Origin of the sequence: Hymenobacter gummosus (assembly GCF_003970915.1) — a bacterium.
Classification (GTDB): domain Bacteria; phylum Bacteroidota; class Bacteroidia; order Cytophagales; family Hymenobacteraceae; genus Solirubrum; species Solirubrum gummosum.
The window spans coordinates 162,243-180,691 of the sequence record NZ_RXOF01000007.1; the positions used below are offsets into that span (position 1 = coordinate 162,243).

Sequence of the window (18,449 nt, forward strand, 5' to 3'; positions counted from 1 at the left end):
ATATACGAATATCAGCCACATAGGTGTACCGATAGGCTACTATATTTTAAAACTTCACCCCCACCGAGGCCAGGAAATTGCGCGTGGCCTGGGGGAAGTAGAAGTTGAAGGTTTCCTGCCGGCCGCTGGCGCCCAGGTAGCCGTAGGTGTAGCCGTTGGCCGAGTACTCGCGGTTGAGCAGGTTGCTGACCAGCAGGCCCAGCTCGATTTCCTTCACGAACGACGGGCGGATGCTGTAGCGGGCCCGAAAGTCCAGTACCTGGTAGGGGGCCAGGCGGCGCTGCTGGCTGGCGGTGTTGTCGAGGTACTGCTCGCTCACGGCCTTGCCCAGCAGGGCCAGGCGCAGGCCCTTCAGCGGCTGGCCTTCCAGGGTGGCCGCGCCCACAAACGAGGGCGAGTAGGAAATGGTGGTCGTGCGGGCCACGTCGTCCACCACGGGGTTGTAGTCCGCGTCGTAAATCACGTTGCGGAAGTTCAGGATGCGGTTGCGGCTGAAGGTGGCGTTGGCGCTCAGGCTGATTTTGTCGGCCAGGGCCAGGGCACCGTTTAGCTCCACGCCGGTGCGGTAGCTGCGCGGGGCGTTGGTGCGCAGGGCCGTGCCCACGTCGTTGAGCTGCCCGGTGGCTACCAGCTGGTTGCGGTAGTTCATGTAGAAGTAGTTCGCTTCCACGCGTAGGGTGCTGCGGAGCCCCAGCAGGGGCAGGGTCCAGCTGCCGCGGTAGCCGGCCTCAAAGTCCCGGAGCTTTTCCGCCTTGGCGCTGGTGTCGCCGGCGGGGCGGTCGGTGAAGTCGGAACGCACCGGCTCGCGCTGCCCGATGGCGTAGCTGAGGTATACCTGCTGCCCCTCGGCCACGGTGAAGGTGGCGCCGGCCTTGGGGTTGAAGAACAGGTAGTCGGCGCGGGTGGTCACGTCGTTCTGGTCGTCCTCCACCCCATCGATGCGGTAGTCGATGTGGCGCAGCTGCACGTCGCCGTACACGCCCAGCTCGTCCAGAATCTGCCAGGTGGCGCGGGCGTAGGCGTTGTAGTCGGTTTTGGTGGCGTCGTTGAAGTAGTAGCGGTGGCGGATGTTGCCGGTGGAGGCGTAGCGCGCCCAGATAACCTCGCCGTAGTGGTCGTTGACGAAGCGGTTCCAGGCCCCGCCGATGGTGGCCTGCAGCTTATCGTTCTGCTTGGGCTGGTAGTTCAGGGCGAAGGTGCCGCCGTAGAAGTAGTTGTCGAGCCACTTGCGGTCCACCAAATCGGTGCGCGTCAGCGTGTCGCCGCCGATGATGACGTTGGGCAGGCGGTAGGCCGAGAAGCGGCGGCCGGCGCGGTAGCTTTCGTAGTAGCCGAAGCCGCGGGTGAGGTGGGCCGTGGCGCCCAGGTTCCAGTCCGCACCGATGCCCTGGGCCAGGTGCAGCTGGTAGTGGTTCTGCTGGTAGTTGTCGGTCTGGTTGTCGTAGGTGTAGTAGCTGAAGCGGCGGCCTTCCTGCAGGGCCCGCTCGGCTTCCTCCGGCGAGAATTCGTAGTTGTCGATGGACACCTGGGCCAGGGCGCGGTTGCCGGTCAGGGCAAACTCGGGCACGCCGTTCCAGGCCTGGTAGGTTTTCTCGCGGCCCGAGAAGGTGATGAACTTCAGCAGGGTGTTCTGCCGCTGGTAGCCCGCCGCCAGGTAGTAGGACTTGAGGTCCGACGAAGCCCGGTTCACGTAACCGTCGGTGGCAATGCGCGAGAGGCGGCCGTCGAAGGTGAAGTACTTGCCTACCAGCCCGGTGCCGAACTGCACGTTGTTTTTCCAGGTGTTAAACGAGCCGTAGGAGTTCTGCGTCTCGGCGTAGGCTTCGCGGCGACTGTCGAGCGTTGAGATGTTGATGCTGGCCCCGAAAGCCGCGCCCCCGTTCTGGCTGGTGCCCACCCCGCGCTGAATCTGCAGGCTGCTGACCGAGGAAGCCAGGTCGGGCAGGTTCACCAGAAAGGAGCCGCGCGACTCCGCATCGTTCAGCGGCACCCCGTTGATGGTCATGTTGATGCCCGTGTTGCTGGTGCCGCGGATGCGGATGTCGGTGTAGCCCACGCCCGCCCCCGCGTCGGACGTCACGACCACCGAGGGCGTCTGGTCGAGCAGGTAGGGCAGGTCCTGGCCGAAGTTGCGCCGGTTCAGCTCCTCGCGGCTCACGTTGGTGTAGGCCGTAGCGGTGCGGTTGTTGGCGCGCTGGGCCGTTACCACGGCTTCGCCGGTCAGAATGGCCGCCGGCTGCAGCGCCAGGCTCAGCTGCTGGGCTTCGGGCTGGCCGCTGAGGCGCTGGCTCAGCGCCTCGTAGCCCACGAAGGTGACGCGCAGCTCGTGCGCGCCGGCCGCCACCGCGGGTAGTTGGAACGCCCCGTTGGCGTCGGTGGTGCCCACGGCGGCGCCGTCGAGCAGGATGGTGGCCCCGGGCAGGCCCTGCTGGCTGCGGCCATCGAGGATGCTGCCGCTGACGGGGCCCTGCGCCCACGCCGCGCCGACGGGCAGGCACGCAATCAGCGCTGCCCCCGGCAGATTCCAAAGCTTAAACAAAGCAGTGAATGGAAAAGATGGAACGAAGCCACGCCCCAGGGGTCGGGGTCATGGTTTGTCGCTCGCGGACCGTTTGTTCCCTTCGCCGGTACTAGCCGAATCAGGTTCAATGGGTATGATCTCAGCCTCGCTGCGTAACGCGAAGCACCCCTAAACGCGGCGCAAAGGTAGGCCGTAGCCCAGGTCGCCGCAAGTTTTTTAGGGTATGAGGGTGGGAGGGTATGGGGGTAAGAGTTGGGTAGACGTCAGGTCGGGCCCTGCGGGACATCCCGCGTGCGGACCTTGAACGACCGGAAAAGAACGTCTTACTTGATCTGGCGTCTGCGCAGTTGATGCATGACAACACTATCCTGCGGGATGTCTCACGGGGCGCGAAATGACTATGATTCAACTCCTACCCTCCTGCCCCCACACCCTCCTACCCTAAAGACCGCAACTAGGATAACCCGCTACCGTTAAGTATATTACCCTTGCTGCTTCAGCGCCCTAAAAAACCGCCGCGCCCCAAAACCAGGCCGGCCCTTGTCCCGTTACCAGCTACATAGCCGGCCGCGGCCGGCTCCCAACCCAGCCCGCACACCGCCATGATTAGCCTTATCTACTCACTCGTGGTCCTCACCATTCTGGCCTACTTCATGGTGGTACCGCGCCCCGCCGCCCGCCGCCCGCCGGCTACTGATAGCGACGACGACGGCGGTGAACCGCTCGACGACGGCCTACCCGACCTCGACCTGCCCCCGGGCATCTCGCGCCCCATCAACGACTGGGAGCCGGACTACAACCGCCGCCCCGTGCGCCCCAAGGAGCCAGTGCTGCTGTAGCGTCTTACTGCGTCGGCACGGCGCAGCTCATGCGCACGTACGGAATTGGCCCTTTGTAAAACGGCGGTCCGTCGACGCTGAAACCAAACTTCTGGTAAAAGCCGGCCTTTTCCTGCCGGGCATCACACCACAGCCGCCGGGCCCCGCGCCTGGCGGCTTCGTGCATTATATGGCGCAGCAAGGCCGAGCCGATGCCCCGCCCCTGCTCGGCCGGCTCGGTGGCGAATTTGCGGAAACGCGCCTCCGCCCCATCCACAAACAACGACACCACGCTCAGCAGCCGCCCCGCCTCAAATGCGCCGTAGTGCAGCCCGGCTTCGTCCTCGGGCAGCTCCACGTAGGCGGCGGGCTTGTCGGGCCAGAGCACGCGGTGGCGCAAATCGTAGGTGGCGGCGGCCGGTACGGGGCGAATGTCCATTACTCGGCCGTGATGGTGTAGGCGGCCCGGAACGTGGCGCCGGGGGCCAGCGTGAGGATGCCTTCCTTGTCGCGCAGCTCCGCGGGGGCGCCCACGCTGCTGGCAATGCCCTGCCAGGGCTCGATGCACACAAACGGCGCGCCGGGGCCCTTGGTCCAGAGGCCGAGGTAAGGAAAGCCGTCGAACTGCATCTGCACGGCCCGCTCGGAGCGGCGGCTCACCAGCGTCACGCGGGTGAAGTCGTAGTGCTTGATTACCAGGGCGTCCTGGGCAAACAGCTCGTAGCTCAGCGGCAGCTCGGTGGCCTCCGTCAGCACGGTTTCGGTTTGGCCGTTGAGCAGGCCGCCGTCGAGCAGGTGCCGCTCCAGCGTCACGGGGTGGTCGAAGCGGAAGGCGTAGTCCCCGAAGGATTCGTCGGGCAGCAGCGGGCAGCGGAAGGCCGGGTGCGCGCCGATGCTGAACAGCAGCTCCTGGTCGGCGGCCGGGTTGCGCACTTCCCAGCCCACGTGCACCGTGGTGCCCTGCAGGCGGTGGGTGATGGTCAGCTCGAAGGCGAAGGGGAATACCGCGCGGCTCTGCTCATCGTCCGTGAGGCGCAGCTGTACTTCCGTGGCCGACTGCCGCACCAGCTCAAAAGCCCGGTCGCGGGCGAAGCCGTGCTGGGACAGGTGGTAGGTCTGGCCCTGGTGCAGGTAGGTATCCTGGGGCAGGCGGCCGACGATGGGAAACAACACCGGCGCGTGGCGGGCCCACACCGCCGGGTCGGCTTGCCAGAGGTATTCCAGGCCGCCGAGGTCGGTGCGCTGTAGGCTGCTCAGCTCGGCGCCGTGCGCGTTGACGCCGACGCGGCACTGCTCGTTTTCGAGGTAATAGGTGGTCATAGCGGAAGTTGTTCGAAGTGGGGGCCGCGCTGCAGGGGGTCCGCGCCGCGGCCCAGCAGCTCGTCGACGAGGAAGCAGGCCTGCTCCAGACGGTGGGCGGCGCTGCCGCTCAGCTCGGCGAAGTTGGAGAGCTGGTCGGTCAGCTCGGTGCGGTACAGCTCGTAGAAATGCTGGCGCAGGTGCGGATGCTCGCGCTGCGGGTCCGGCTCCCAGGGTATGTCGGTACCCAGCAGCAGGATAAGGTCGTAGCGGCGGCGCTGCATTTCGGTCAGTATCCAGTCGGGGCACTGGCCGAAGGCGTGCTCGGTCCAGACCTTGATGACCAGCAGCTCGGTGTCGCAGAACACCACCGGCAGGCCCCGGGCGGCGGCTTCGGCCACGGCGGCATCCTCGGCGGCCAGCTGCCCGCGGGCAATACGCTCCACGTCGGCCAGGGTGTAGTCGAAGCCGATGTGGTGCTCGTCGAGGTACTGGCGGGCGTACTCGGGCACCCACAGCGTGCCGTAGTGGGCGGCCAGCTGCCGGCTCAGCGTGGTTTTGCCCGTCGATTCGGGGCCGGTGAGGGCAACGCGCAGCATCAGCGGGCAGCAGTGTTCAGGTTCGACATTATACTTGGCGCGGCTCCTCTTCCAAGGCAGCGGCTACGGGTGGCACCACCGGCCGCGCGGCCGCGGTTGCGGCCCGGCGCAGCAACTGCCGCCATTCCCAGTATCCATAAGCAGCCAGCAGCATCAGGATAAAGTACAGGATGCTGAACAGCACGCTGCCCCGCTGCCAGTACAACCACGTGTAGAGCGCGTCGACGCCAAGCCAGAGCAGCCAGTTTTCTACCTTCTTGCGCGCAATCTGGTACTGAGCCGCAATGCTTACTCCCGTAGCGAAATTGTCGAGGTAGGGCGCCGCCGCATTGGTGTAGGTATCGAAAAAATAGCCGGCTCCAGCGGTAAAGCAGACGACAAAAGCCCCCAGCCGCCCCCACAGTTGCAGACTAGTGCGCGTGATGGGTACCTCAGGCTCGGTAGCAAGGCCGGCAGGCTTGCGCAGCCACTCTATCCACCCATAAATGCCGAGCACGATAAATACTCCCTGTAAACCAGCATCGGAATACAGCCGCAGCCGGATGTTGACTACCGCCGCCAGCACACAGGCAATAATGCCGACGGGAAAATTCCAGACCGAGGAGCGCGCCACCAGCCACACGCATACCAGCGTGGTAATGAAGCCCCAGACCTCTACGCTCTGTAGTGCCTCCCAGAGTTTAAACCAAAATGCTATGGCTACCAAGCAGAAAATATCGACGGGTGGCGGGAAGGCAAGTGGGCGGCCACGCTCGCCCCAAGGCTCAAAGCTAACGACTCCGGGGCTACTTTTGTCGGTGAAATGGTGAGGTGGTGAACTGGTGAGTGCCGTGCTAGCTGCGCGAAATGCGCGGCCCCGCGCCTACCGAACGTCAAACGCACCATTTCACCACTTCACCATTTCACCGCCGTGTCCCTGCCCGAACTCACGCCCGAACAACTCCGCGCCCGCCTGGATGCCGGCGAAGCCCTGCAGCTTATCGACGTGCGCCAGCCCGAGGAGTTCGAGTACTGCCGCATCGAGGGCAGCCAGCTCATTCCGCTGGGCGAGCTGGCCCGCCGCGCCGACGAAATCCGCGCCGACCAGCCCGTGGTGCTCATCTGCCACCACGGCGTACGCTCCATGCAGGCCCTGGCCTATCTGCAGCACCGCCACGACCTGACGAACCTGCTGAACCTGCGCGGCGGCATCCACGCCTGGTCGGTGCGCGTCGACCCGGCGGTGCCGGTGTATTAGGTGGTGAACTAGTGAGATGGTGAAATGGTGAGTGCCGTCCACGCAGCCTGAACATCAAACTCACCATTTCACCACTTCACCATCTCACCGTTTGCTCCTCCCCGACCTGCCCATCCGCGCCGCGCTGCCCGAGCTGCTGGCAGCCCTTCAGGCTGGCAACCGCGCCGTGCTGCAGGCCCCGCCCGGCGCCGGCAAGACCACGCTGGTGCCGCTGGCCCTGCTGGAGGCGCCCTGGCGGCCGGCCGAGGGCAAAATCATCATGCTGGAGCCGCGCCGGCTGGCCGCCCGCGCCGCCGCCACGCGCATGGCTCAGCTGCTGGGCGAACCGGTGGGCCAGACCGTCGGCTACCGCGTGCGGCTGGAAAACAAAGTCTCGGCCCGCACCCGCATTGAGGTGGTGACGGAAGGCATTCTGACGCGCCTGGTGCAGGACGACCCGGCCCTGGAAGGCATCAGCGCGGTGCTCTTCGACGAATTCCACGAGCGGAGCCTGCAGGCCGACCTGGGCCTGGCCCTGACGCTGGACGCCCAGCAGGTGTTGCGGCCCGATTTGCGCCTGCTGGTCATGTCGGCCACCTTGGATGCGGCCCGGCTCGGCCCCTGGCTGCAGGCCCCGGTGGTGAGCAGTGAGGGCCGCATGCACCCGGTCGACACCATTTACCTCAACCCGCGCCGGGCCGCCGGCCTGCCCCCGCGCCCCACCGACCGCCTGGCCGAGCTGACGCCGGCCGTGGTGCGCGAGGCCCTGTATGCCCACCCCGGCGACGTGCTGGTGTTCCTGCCCGGCCTGGCCGACCAGCGCCGCGTGGGCGAGCGGCTCGAAGCCGGCTTGGCGGAGGATGTGGATTTGCACGTGCTGCACGGCGAGTTGCCCCTCGACAAGCAGGACGCCGCCCTGCGCCCCGCCCCCGCCGGCCGCCGCAAAGTGGTGCTGGCCACCAGCATTGCCGAAACCAGCCTTACCATCGAAGGCGTGCGGGTGGTCGTCGACGGCGGCTTTGCCCGGGTGCCGCGCTTCGTGCCGCGTACGGGCCTGACGACGCTGGAAACCGTGCCCGTCAGCCAGGCGGCCGCCGACCAGCGCCGGGGCCGCGCCGGCCGCCTGGGCCCCGGTGTGTGCTACCGCCTCTGGCCCGAAATCGACCACGCGGCGCTGCCTGCCCACCTGGCGCCCGAAATCCTCACCGCCGACCTCAGCGCCCTGGCCCTGGAACTGGCCCTCTGGGGCGCCGAAGCCCCGAACCTGCTCTGGCTCGACGCGCCGCCCGCCCCCGCCCTGGCCCAGGCCCGGGAGCTGCTGCTGCGCCTCGGGGCCGTGGAGCCCGCCGCCCCCAAAGCGCCCGATACTTCACTCATTCACTCAGCCACTCAGTCACCGCTCCGCCCCACCGGCCACGGCCGCGAGCTGGCCCGCCTGGGCCTTCCGCCGCGCCTGGGCCACCTAGTAGTGCGCGGCCGGGAGCTGGGCCACGGCGCCACGGCCTGCGCCTTAGCCGCCCTGCTGGCCGAGCGCGACATCCTGCGCGCCACCGACGGCCGCCCCGCCCCGCCCGATTTGCGCCTGCGCCTCGAAGCCCTGCAAACCGGCCGCGCCCCCCTGCCCGGCCTGCAGCCCGATACGCAGGGCCTGCGCCGGGTGCGCGAAGCCGCCACTGCCCTGCGCGGCCGTGCCGGCGTCAGATCCGCCGACATCGAGCCCGATTTGGCCGGGCTGCTGGCCGCCCTAGCCTACCCCGACCGCCTCGGTCAGCGTGAAGGAGCCGACCGTCTGCGCCTGGTCACCGGCCAGCGGGTACAGCTGCCCGCCGAGTTCTTCGCCGGCTCCGACGTGTTCTTAGCCGCCGCCCACCTCGACGGTCCCGCCAACGCCCCGCGCGCCGCCCTGGCCGCCCCGCTGACCAAGGCCGAGGTCGAGGAGCTGTTCAAGGAGCAAATCAGCGAGCAGGCCGAGGTGCAGTTCGACGCCGCCACCGGCCGGGTGCTGGCCCGCAAGCTGCGCCGCCTGGGTGCCCTGGTCTTGTCCGAAGCCAACCTGCCCAACCCCAGCGCCGACGACGTGGCCGCCGCCCTGCTCCGGGCCGTGCTCGACGGGGAGCTGCGCGCCCTCAGCTGGACCGACCACGCCCGGCAGACGCAGGAGCGGCTGGTTTTCCTGCACCACCTCGCCCCCGCCGACTGGCCCGCTACTGCCACCGAAGCCCTGCTCGCAGACGCCGCCGATTGGCTGGCGCCCAACCTGGCCGGCCTGCGCAGCCTCGCCGAAGTCGGCCGCCTCGACGTGGCTGAAATGCTGTTGCAGCGCCTGCCCGGTGGCTGGGCCCAGCGCCAGGAGCTGGACCGCCTTGCGCCCTCGCACCTGGAAGTGCCCAGCGGCTCCCACGTCCGCATCGACTACAGCGACCCGGCCGCCCCGGTGCTGGCCGTGAAGCTGCAGGAGCTGTTTGGGCTCGTCGAAACGCCCACCGTGGCGGCGGGCCGGGTGCCGCTGCTGCTGCACCTGCTCAGCCCCGGCGGCCGCCCTGCCCAGGTTACCCGCGACCTGCGCAGCTTCTGGCAGACGGGCTACTTCGAGGTGCGCAAAGACCTGCGCGGCCGCTACCCCAAGCACCCCTGGCCCGACGACCCCATGACCCACGTGCCCACCAAGCTTACCAAGAAGCGGCTGGAAGGTCAGTAGGCCCGTAGCGCGCAAATCCGTTTCGCGACGAGCCGCGGGCGGGTCCCTTGCGTCTGCCCAGAGCCTATTGGCGCCTTCTGCACCACGCGCGACACATGTGCACGGTTACGGTGCCCTTCTTCAGGTTGACCGCAGAAGTGCCTCCGACTTGCCGCAGCACGCCGCCAGAATCCCGCTAAATCAACCCGGCAAATCTAGCCCGTCGAGGCGCAGGTTGCCGCGGTGGGCGGGGCTGTAGTGGCGGTGCAGCCAGCGGCTCAGCCCGCCTAAGCCCGGAAACAGCACCCGCTCGGTGATGTTGGCCTGGTCGAGCTTGTCGCGCGTTTCCCACTTCAGCCGGGCCGGCAGGATGATGCGGAAAAACAGCTCCGGGTGCTCTTCCAGCCAGCTGTCGAGGCCCGCCTGCGGGGTCGACATCAGCGCGAACAGGGCGTACTGGTGGATGATGCGCGCATCCAGAGAGGGCGGCTCCAGGAACAGCAGGAACGGCTGCTCGGGCTGCATGTCGGCCAGCTCGCGCAGGTTGCGGCACACGGGCTGCAGCAACTCGGGCGTAAACACGTTGGAGCCCTCGGCGCGCAGGGCCTCGCGCAACCGCTCGGGCATGTACTCGGCGGCCTTCACGTAGTTCAAGGCCCAGATAACGCCGTCCTGGTGGTAGGCGTCGAGGTCGTCGGTGGCGAAGTGCAGGGCCACGTAGGGCGAGTACGTCCAGTCGAGCAGGCGGGTGGGCAGGCCGTGGTGCTGGGCCACGGCCAGCCAGTCCCACACCGAAGCTTGATCGGGAATGGCCGTGTCGTTGGCGTACTTGCGGAAGTTGCGCAGCAGGTGGTTTTCCAACTCGTGGTAGGGCCCGCCGAGGCGTTGCAGACTGGTGCTGAGCGTGTACGCCCGGGAGCGGACGCCCCGGTACACGAAGGGGGAGCGGAAACGGCCGATGCGGCCGTCCCAGGTGTCGCGGAACAGGACGTGCTGCAGCTCCTCCCAGGAGCTGACTTCAATTTCGTTTGGGGAGCTGGCCACGGGGGAAGGCGTTGGGGGAACGGCCCTGCAAGTACGCAAAGTTGCCGCCGCCGGGATATGGCCGAGCGGCCAGTCAAGTCTGGCCCGAAAAACTTAACACCGTTCCGGGCAAAACTTAACATACTCAGCCGTAACATTCCGGTAACATTAGTCGATATTCGGTAACAGTTTCGTAACACCGCCGCCTTTTCCCACCCGGCATGCCTTTATTTTCCCGCCTGATTGGCGCGCTGCTCCTGCTGGGAGCGGTGCAGCCCGCTTTTGCTCAGACCACCGAGGGCCGCGTGGCCGATAACAACCGTCACCTGTGGCTGGTGTACAACGGCAGTTTCCGCCTTTCCGAGCACTGGGGCCTGTACACCGAGGCCCAGTTGCGCCGCGCCGACCAAGGCCGCAAGCCCCAGCAGACGCTGGTGCGCGGGGCCGTCGATTACCACGTCTGCCCCAAGCTGATGCTGAGCACCGGCTACGCCTACCAGAAGTCGTTTCCCTACGGCGACTTTCCGGCCAGCAGCAACTCGCCCGAACACCGCCTCTACGAGCAAATTCTGCTGCGCGACGAGGCCGGCCCGGTGCAGCTGCAGCACCGCTACCGCCTGGAGCAGCGCTGGATTCACTGGCCCGGCGACCTGGACTATACCTACCAGAACCGCGCCCGCTACCTGCTGCGCCTGACCCTGCCGCTGTTCGGCCCCAAAATCGAGCCGCGCATGCCCTACCTGGCCGCTTCCGACGAGGTGATGATCAACTTCGGCCGGCGCGTGCGCAACAACATCTTCGACCAGAACCGCCTGTACGCGGGCTTCGGCTACGCGGCCAGCAAATTCGTGAACCTGGAAGCCGGCTACCTGAATCAGCTGGTGCAGCAGCGCAACGGCCGCGTGTTCGAGCACAACCACACGTTGCAGCTGAGCGTGATTCTGAACGTGGACCTGCGCCGCGACCATACCCCGCCCCTGGAGCCGGCCCCGGCCGTGGATTAGTCACCGGCCGCCCCATCCGGGAGTCTTGAGCACCCGGGATGCCCCGCTGTGGTTTCCCGTCCGACGGCGGGCAGCAGCGGGGCACTTTGGCTGATTAGCTTTCTATTAAGTAAGCGGCGGATTCGCTCAGAGTCAAATTTTCGCCCTAATTTTACGCGGCAAAAGGAGTCAACTACGCTTTAACAGCCTTTTGCCTATGGCCGCCGACCCCGCCGCCAAGATTGCCTTCGAGGCCCTGACCTACGACGACGTACTGCTGCTGCCAGCTTACTCCGAGGTTCTGCCCCGCGACGCCGACGCCGGCACCCGCCTGACCCGCCGCATCACCCTGAACATCCCCTTCGTCTCGGCCGCCATGGACACCGTGACGGAATCGGAAATGGCCATTGCCATGGCCCAGGAAGGCGGTATCGGCTTCATTCACAAAAACATGAGCATCAAGCAGCAGGCCAACCAGGTCCGCCGCGTGAAGCGCAGTGAAAGCGGCATGGTGCTCGACCCCATCACGCTCGGCGAAACGGCCACTCTGGCCGATGCCCAGAAGCTGATGCGCGACAACAAAATCGGCGGTATTCCCATCGTGGATGCCGACCGGCGCCTGCGCGGCCTGCTCACCTCCCGCGACATGCGCTTCGAGAAGGACCTGACCCGCTCGGTGACGGAGCTGATGACGCCCGGCGAGCGGCTCATCACCACCCCCGTCGGCACCGACCTGGCCCAGGCCGAAACCGTGCTGCAGGACAACCGCGTGGAGAAGCTGCCCGTGGTGGACGCCGATGGCCGCCTGCAGGGCCTCATCACCTACCGCGACATCCGGAAGCGCCGCAGCCGCCCCCGCGCCTGCAAGGACGAATTCGGCCGCCTGCGCGTAGGGGCCGCCGTGGGCGTGACGCCCGACACTCTGGACCGCGTGAAGGCCCTGGTGGAAGCCGGCGTCGACGTTATCAGCATCGACACGGCCCACGGCCACAGCAAGGGCGTTATCGACATGGTGCGCCGCGTGAAGCAGGAGTTTCCGCAGCTGGAGCTGATTGCCGGCAACGTGGCCACCGCCGCCGGCGCCAAGGCCCTGGCCGACGCCGGCGCCGACGCCGTGAAGGTGGGCGTGGGCCCCGGCTCCATCTGCACCACCCGCATCATTGCCGGCATCGGCGTGCCGCAGCTTTCGGCCGTGATGGAAGCCGCCCGCGGCCTGCAGGGCACCGGCGTCCCGGTCATTGCCGACGGCGGCATTAAGTTCAGCGGCGACGCGGTGAAAGCCCTGGCCGGCGGGGCCTCCAGCATCATGATTGGCTCCTTGCTGGCCGGCACCGAAGAAGCGCCCGGCGAGGTCATCATCTACGAAGGCCGCAAGTTCAAGACCTACCGCGGCATGGGCTCGGTGGAAGCCATGGAAGAAGGCTCCAAGGACCGCTACTTCCAGGACGCCGAGGACGACGTGAAAAAGCTGGTGCCCGAGGGCATTGTGGGCCGCGTGGCCTTCAAGGGCAGCGCCGCCGAGGTGCTGTACCAGCTGGTGGGCGGCCTGCGCGCCGGCATGGGCTACGTGGGCGCCGCCGACGTGCCCACCCTGCAGCAGGCCCAGATGGTGCGCATCACCGGCGCCGGCCTACGCGAGTCGCACCCCCACGACGTGCAGATTACCCGCGAGGCGCCCAACTACAGCTCGCGCTAAGCCGCGGCCGGCTTGCATTTGTCAGAACCGCCACCCACTTTCGGGTGGCGGTTTTTGTTAGGGACTGAGCCTCACCCCTTCCGCCTTAAAAGCTCGTTAAAGCCACTATCGATTTTGTGGGGGCTTCGTATCTTGGTCCTCCTGTCCCTTATGCGGCCCTTAATTCTTCGCCGCTCGTTGCCCCTCCACCTCGCATGATGGCATTTCTCCGCAAGCTAACCCCGATGGCGCTGCCCGTGGCCGTGCTCAGCTGGTTGGGCTTGCTGGTGTGCATGCTGCTGCGCGCCAGTCCGTCGGCAGCTGCCCAGTGGGGCACCCCGCCCGACTGGCTGATTCTGACCGTGCAAGCTTTGTTTGCCGCCGGGCTTTTCCTGCACGAACGCTCCCGCCCCGACCGGCTGCGCGGCACCGAGTTTGTTGCCCTGATGCGCCAGCTGCTGGTGTGGCCCGGGGCGCTGGCGGCCGTGTGCGTGGTGCTGCACCTGGCCGAGCGCCTGCTGGCCAGCTACGTGCCCGCCCGCAGTGCGGTGCTGCTGAACGCGTTCTACGTCATCAACCTCGGCCTTTTCGTGTACTTCCTGGCCCGCACCTGCTACACGTGGCGGTCCTTGGTGTTTTTCCGGGCGCAGCCCCGCACCCGGCAGGAGTGGCGCTGGTTTGAAATCCTGCTCGGCGTGGCCCTGATGTTCCGTCTGCTCAGCGGCGACTCTATTCCCTGGGTGGTGCTGCCGGTGCTGCTGGCGCTGGCCGGCCTGGGGGTGTATCTGAGCGCGCACCAGCAGTGGATAGCTTACCTGAACCGCCGCCAGAAATGGGAAGTTGTATTCCTGCAGCTGGCCATTCTGGGCGTCATGGCGGTGTTCGTGGTGTACTTCCTGAGCTTGCAGCGCGACCCGCAGCTGGCCGGTCCGCTGGCCCAGCACGCCTTTCTGGTGCTGACCAGCTTTTTCGCCGGCTTCTACGCCGTCATGGGCTTCCTGGTGACGTTGTTCAACCTGCCCACAGCGGGCGTGTTCGAGCAGAAGCGCGAGGAAATCCTGAGCATGCAGCGCCTTTCGCAGCTGATTCAGAAAGGGCAGAGCGAAAAGGAGGTCTACTCGCTCTTGTTCGACTCCGCCGTGCAGACCATGGAGGCCGATGCGGCGTGGCTGGACCTGGGCTCGGAAGGCTCGGCACCCAGCCTGGCGTTTCAGGTGGATACCGAAACGCGGGAGGGCATCTGCCGCCTGCTGGCCGACTACAACATCGGCCACATCGAGTACCTCAACAACGACCTGCCCAACAGCGCCGGCTTCCGGGCCCTGGAGCTGCCCTACGGCTCGCTCATCGTGATGCCGCTGCGCTCCTCGAAGCACCATTACGGCACGCTCTACCTGCTGAAGGAAACGCGCCAGGGCTTCGACCGCGAAAACCTGAGCCTGCTGCACATCTTCACCAGCCAGACGGTGCTCAGCATCGAGAACCTGCGCCTGCTGGAAGAGTCCTTGCAGACGGAGCGGGTGAAGGAGGAGCTCAAGATTGCCAGCATCGTGCAGGAAAGCCTGATTCCGAAGACGCTGCCGGCCGACAGCTGGTTTGAGATTCGCTGGCACAGCCTGCCCGCCCGCGAGGTCGGCGGCGACTTTTACGACTTCCTGCAGCTGAGCGCCTCGCGCATTGCCATCATCATCGGCGACGTATCGGGCAAGGGCACCACGGCGGCCTTCCACGTGGCCCAGATGAAGGGCATCTTCCACTCCTTGATGCTGCTGGATCAGCCCGCCAAGGGCCAGCCCCTGCAGCCGAGCAAGTTTATGGCCATGGCCAACCAGGCCCTGAGCCACTGCCTGGAGCGCAGCTCGTTTATCACCGCTTCCTTTTACATCGTCGACTACAAGGAGCGGGGCTTCGCCTTTGCGCGGGCCGGGCATTGCCACACGCTCTACTACAATGCCATTACCGAAGAAACGTTCTATTTCCAGACGGAAGGCCTCGGGCTCGGTATTATTCGGGATGCCTCCTACGAGAAGCGCATCAAGAATATGTACTACGACTACAACCCCGGCGACGTGATGGTGATGTACACCGACGGCATCGTGGAGGCGCGCAACGCCCAGGACGAGGAATACGGCGAAGACCGACTACGTAAGCTACTGGAGCGCAGCCACTACCTCGAAGCCGAGGAAATCAAGCAGAGCATCATCCGCGACCTGGAGCAGTTTAGCCGCGGCCTGCCGCCCTTCGACGACCAGACGCTGCTCGTCATTAAGTTCAAAAACGCCCAACCCGTCGCCTAGCCGCCGCGTAAAACGCAGCTATGAAAATTGCACACCACGCCACCGACGATACCCTTACGCTCAGCCTCGACGGCGAGCTGGACGCCAGCTCCTCCGTCTCGCTCGATACGGAGCTGACCAAGCCCGAGGTCCTGAATTATCGCAAAGTGATGATTGACTGCCAACGGCTGAATTACATTTCGTCGGCCGGACTGGGCGTGTTCATCTCGCACCTGCAGCGCTTCCAGGACGCCGGCGTGAAGCTGGTATTCTTCAACATGCAGGACAAAGTCCACAACGTATTTGAAATTCTGGGCCTGGATTCGCTGATGACCATCGTGCCTACCCAGCAAGAAGCCACCGCGGTATAATTCTGCCGCCCTCACGCCGCCGCGCCACCCCACCCCGCCATGAAGCACACCATCCGCGTCAGTTGCAGCCGCAGCAACCTGAAGACGGTGCGCGATTTTGTGGCGGGCGTGCTGCAGCAGCACCAGCTGTCGGATATCCTGCAGAACCAGATCATCCTAGCCGTCGACGAAATCGTGGCCAACCTCATTATTCACTCCAACCACGAGGACGAAAACAAACACCTCGACATCCGCATCGAGATGGAGCCGCACGAGTTCCGCTTCGAAGCCGAGGATGATGGACAGTCCTTCTCCCCCGCCGAGTACCGCGACCCGGATTTGCAGGAGCACATCCGCACCGGTAAAAAGGGTGGCGTGGGCATTGCCCTGGTCAACCGAATTATGGACCACGTGGAGTACACCACCATTGGCACCCGCAATTTCTGTCGCCTGAGCAAGCGCCTGCCCTGAGGCTCAAGCCTTGGGGTGGGCCGATTTTTGCGTAACATTGCGACAAGCAGCCGTCCGCAACTGGCGTGAGCGAGGGGTTGGACGGCTTTTTCGTGCCAATTAGTTTGTATGCGTAACTCCCGCATTCTGTTTTCGGGCGCCGCCGCCGCGGCGACATTCCTGGCCGCGTGCCAAGCCTCTAAAACGCCCACTGCTAGCTCCGCCACCTCACAGCCCACGCTGATGACCCTGGGCACCCACGAGGTGCCCGCCTCGGAGTTTGCCTACGTGTACCGCAAGAACAACAGCTCCGCTCCGGACGCCGGTACCCGTGCAAGCGTGCAGGAATACCTCAACCTGTACACCAACTTCAAACTCAAGGTGCTGGAAGCCGAAAGCAAAGGCCTCGACACCACCCAGGCCTTCAAGCGCGAGCTGGACGGCTACAAGCAGCAGCTGGCTCAGCCCTACCTCACGGAGAAGAGCGTGACCGACCAGCTGGTGCGCGAGGCCTACGAGCACTCCCAGAAGGAAGTCAACGCCTCGCACATCCTGATCCGCGTTGCGCCGGAGGCCGACCCCAAGGACACGCTGGATGCCTACAACAAGATTGTGGCCCTGCGCCAGCGCGTAACCGGCGGCGAGGACTTCGAGAAGGTAGCCCGCGAAACGTCGGAAGACCCCTCGGCCCGCGAAAACGGCGGCCGTTTGGGCTATTTCACGGCCCTGCAGATGGTATATCCCTTCGAGGCCGCCGCCTACAAGACGCCCGTGGGGCAGGTGTCGCAGCCGCTGCGCACGCGCTTCGGCTACCACCTCATCAAGGTCAACGACATGCGCCCGGCCCAGGGCGAAATCAAGGTGGCGCACCTCATGATCCGGGCCACGCCTGGCATGCCCAAGGCCGACTCGACGGTGGCCCGCAAGAAAATTGACGAGCTGTACAGCCGCCTGCAGAAGGGCGAAAACTGGGACAAGCTCGTGGCCCAGTTCTCCGAAGACCAGGGCTCGGCGGCCAACGCCGGCGAGCTGCCGCCCTTCGGCACCGGCCGCATGATTCCGTCGTTCGAAGAGGCTTCGTTTAAGCTGCAGACGCCCGGTCAGCTGGCCGGCCCGGTGCAGACGCCCTACGGCTGGCACATCATCAAGCTCATCGAGAAGCAGCCCGTGCCCACGTTCGAGCAGATGGAGCCCGGCCTTAAGCAGAAAGTAGCCAAGGACTCCCGCTCGGAGCTGAACCGCGCCGCCTTCATCAAGCGGGTGCGCGTCGAAAACAAGTTCACCGAGCTGGCCCCGGTGAAGGAGCTGCTGCTAACCCAGGCCGACACGGCCCTGACGGCCGGCCGCTTCAAGACCGACGCCTTTATCACCAAGCTCAGCAACGTACCGGCCGCCAAGGGCAAGAAGAGCACCGTGGCCGGCGAAACGCCCGTCTTCACCATCGGCGCCAAGCCCTACACGGTGAAGGACTTCGGCACCTTCGTGGAGCAGCGCCAGCAGGCCCGCCCCGGTGCCTCGCCCGCTTACGCCATGCAGCTGCTCTACGACCAGTTTGTGGACCAGAGCCTGATGGACTACGAGCGCGCCAACCTGGAAACCAAGCACGAGGACTACCGCATGCTGGTGAAGGAGTACCGCGACGGGATTCTGCTGTTCCAGCTCATGGACGAGAAGGTGTGGTCGAAGGCCATTGAGGATACCGTGGGCCTGCAGAAGTACTTCGCGGCCAACCAGGCCAAGTACCAGTGGGAGCCGCGCGTGCAGGCCACCGTCATCAGCGCCGCCTCGCCGGAGCTGCTGAAGAAGGCCCAGCAGCAGCTGGCCGTGGGCCGCTACCCTGTGCAGCGCGCCGTGCCCGGGGAGCTGCAATTCAACGCCAACTCCGCTACGCCCAGCAAGGCCGGCCTGATCCTGGAGAAGGAACTGGCTGAGCGCATGAAGGCCGATACGACCCTGCGGGTGCGCGTGACCGGCCAGATTAAGTCGGGCGAAAAAGCCAGCCTGGCCGCCGCCCGCGCCAAGCACCTGGCCGACTACCTGAAGAAGAGTGAAGTGGCCGCCGGCCGCATCAGCACCGCCACCAACGCTCGTCCGGCCGCCGCTACCGCTAAGATTGCGCTGACGACCAGCCAGCTCAGCGGCCTGGAGGACATGATGAATGCCCAGAACCCGCTGGCGGTGCAGGTGCAGCAGCGCGCCTTCCCCAAAGGCGAGAACAAGGCCGTGGACGCGGCGCCCCAGCAGCCCGGCACCTACACCAGCCAGCAGGACGGCCGCTACTACACCGTGAAGGTGGAAAAAGTGCTGCCCGCCGGCCCCAAAACCCTGGCCGAAGCCCGTGGTCAGGCTACCTCCGACTACCAGAATTACCTGGAGCAGGAGTGGATCAAGGAGCTGCGCGCCAAGTACCCGGTGAAAGTCAACGAAGCTGAGGTCAACAAGCTGGTGACCAAGCAATAATCACGGATTCAACTGAATTAGTCGGCTTGCACGGATTTTAGCTTCGCTGACCTTCGGTTGTAGACGATTGAACGAGTGGTGCCACGACTCCAAAGTCGTGGC

At 65.7% G+C, this 18,449-nt stretch carries 15 protein-coding genes and 1 riboswitch; of the genes, 9 read left to right on the top strand and 6 right to left on the bottom strand.

The features are described 5' to 3' along the window. Positions 1 to 46: 46 nt before the first annotated feature. The gene (locus tag EJV47_RS13980) at positions 47 to 2,539 is read right to left on the bottom strand and encodes a TonB-dependent receptor (RefSeq protein ID WP_243651156.1); all 2,493 of its coding nucleotides are present in this window, start codon (positions 2,537 to 2,539) and stop codon (positions 47 to 49) included. A gap of 58 nt (positions 2,540 to 2,597) precedes the next feature. Then, positions 2,598 to 2,701: riboswitch (TPP riboswitch) on the bottom strand. Positions 2,702 to 3,123: 422 nt separating this feature from the next. On the opposite strand from EJV47_RS13980, the gene EJV47_RS13985 reads away from it, so the two are divergent. Continuing rightward, a complete protein-coding gene (locus EJV47_RS13985; protein ID WP_126693778.1) occupies positions 3,124 to 3,360 on the top strand; it encodes a hypothetical protein in 237 nt (78 codons plus the stop codon). A 4-nt stretch (positions 3,361 to 3,364) separates the two neighbouring features. Here the strand turns inward: EJV47_RS13985 and EJV47_RS13990 are convergent, their stop codons facing one another. The 4 genes from EJV47_RS13990 to pnuC are packed head-to-tail and all read right to left on the bottom strand — an operon-like array spanning position 3,365 to position 5,943. Further along, a complete protein-coding gene (locus EJV47_RS13990) occupies positions 3,365 to 3,778 on the bottom strand; it encodes a GNAT family N-acetyltransferase (RefSeq protein ID WP_126693779.1) in 414 nt (137 codons plus the stop codon). After that, positions 3,778 to 4,659, bottom strand: coding sequence for an aldose 1-epimerase family protein (locus EJV47_RS13995; protein ID WP_126693780.1), 882 nt, complete (start codon positions 4,657 to 4,659; stop codon positions 3,778 to 3,780). Before EJV47_RS13995 ends, EJV47_RS13990 begins: the two co-directional genes overlap by 1 nt. Beyond that, on the bottom strand, positions 4,656 to 5,237 hold the full coding sequence (locus tag EJV47_RS14000) for an AAA family ATPase (RefSeq protein ID WP_126693781.1): 582 nt from the start codon (positions 5,235 to 5,237) through the stop codon (positions 4,656 to 4,658). The genes EJV47_RS13995 and EJV47_RS14000 overlap by 4 nt, the downstream gene beginning before the upstream one ends. Positions 5,238 to 5,265: 28 nt before the next feature. Beyond that, positions 5,266 to 5,943, bottom strand: coding sequence for a nicotinamide riboside transporter PnuC (gene pnuC, locus EJV47_RS14005; protein WP_165903760.1), 678 nt, complete (start codon positions 5,941 to 5,943; stop codon positions 5,266 to 5,268). A 204-nt stretch (positions 5,944 to 6,147) separates the two neighbouring features. Between pnuC and EJV47_RS14010 the strand changes: the two genes are divergently transcribed. After that, a complete protein-coding gene (locus EJV47_RS14010; RefSeq protein ID WP_243651157.1) occupies positions 6,148 to 6,474 on the top strand; it encodes a rhodanese-like domain-containing protein in 327 nt (108 codons plus the stop codon). Positions 6,475 to 6,565: 91 nt separating this feature from the next. Next, on the top strand, positions 6,566 to 9,151 hold the full coding sequence (gene hrpB, locus EJV47_RS14015; RefSeq protein WP_126693783.1) for an ATP-dependent helicase HrpB: 2,586 nt from the start codon (positions 6,566 to 6,568) through the stop codon (positions 9,149 to 9,151). 180 nt (positions 9,152 to 9,331) lie between these two features. On the opposite strand, the gene EJV47_RS14020 is transcribed toward hrpB, so the two are convergent. Then, on the bottom strand, positions 9,332 to 10,174 hold the full coding sequence (locus tag EJV47_RS14020; RefSeq protein ID WP_126693784.1) for an FRG domain-containing protein: 843 nt from the start codon (positions 10,172 to 10,174) through the stop codon (positions 9,332 to 9,334). A 200-nt stretch (positions 10,175 to 10,374) separates the two neighbouring features. Between EJV47_RS14020 and EJV47_RS14025 the strand changes: the two genes are divergently transcribed. The 6 genes from EJV47_RS14025 (at position 10,375) to EJV47_RS14050 (ending at position 18,347) form a co-directional block, all read left to right on the top strand. Then, on the top strand, positions 10,375 to 11,157 hold the full coding sequence (locus EJV47_RS14025) for a DUF2490 domain-containing protein (RefSeq protein WP_126693785.1): 783 nt from the start codon (positions 10,375 to 10,377) through the stop codon (positions 11,155 to 11,157). 196 nt (positions 11,158 to 11,353) lie between these two features. Next, positions 11,354 to 12,832 (top strand): IMP dehydrogenase, encoded by a 1,479-nt coding sequence (gene guaB, locus EJV47_RS14030; protein WP_126693786.1) that lies wholly within the window; start codon positions 11,354 to 11,356, stop codon positions 12,830 to 12,832. 194 nt (positions 12,833 to 13,026) lie between these two features. Then, positions 13,027 to 15,108, top strand: coding sequence for a GAF domain-containing SpoIIE family protein phosphatase (locus tag EJV47_RS14035; protein WP_126693787.1), 2,082 nt, complete (start codon positions 13,027 to 13,029; stop codon positions 15,106 to 15,108). Between the two features lie 20 nt (positions 15,109 to 15,128). Continuing rightward, positions 15,129 to 15,458 (top strand): STAS domain-containing protein, encoded by a 330-nt coding sequence (locus tag EJV47_RS14040; protein WP_126693788.1) that lies wholly within the window; start codon positions 15,129 to 15,131, stop codon positions 15,456 to 15,458. A 39-nt stretch (positions 15,459 to 15,497) separates the two neighbouring features. Next, the gene (locus EJV47_RS14045) at positions 15,498 to 15,908 is read left to right on the top strand and encodes an ATP-binding protein (protein WP_126693789.1); all 411 of its coding nucleotides are present in this window, start codon (positions 15,498 to 15,500) and stop codon (positions 15,906 to 15,908) included. Between the two features lie 108 nt (positions 15,909 to 16,016). Further along, positions 16,017 to 18,347, top strand: a complete 2,331-nt coding sequence (locus EJV47_RS14050) for a peptidylprolyl isomerase (protein ID WP_126693790.1) — start codon at positions 16,017 to 16,019, stop codon at positions 18,345 to 18,347. Positions 18,348 to 18,449: the final 102 nt, after the last annotated feature.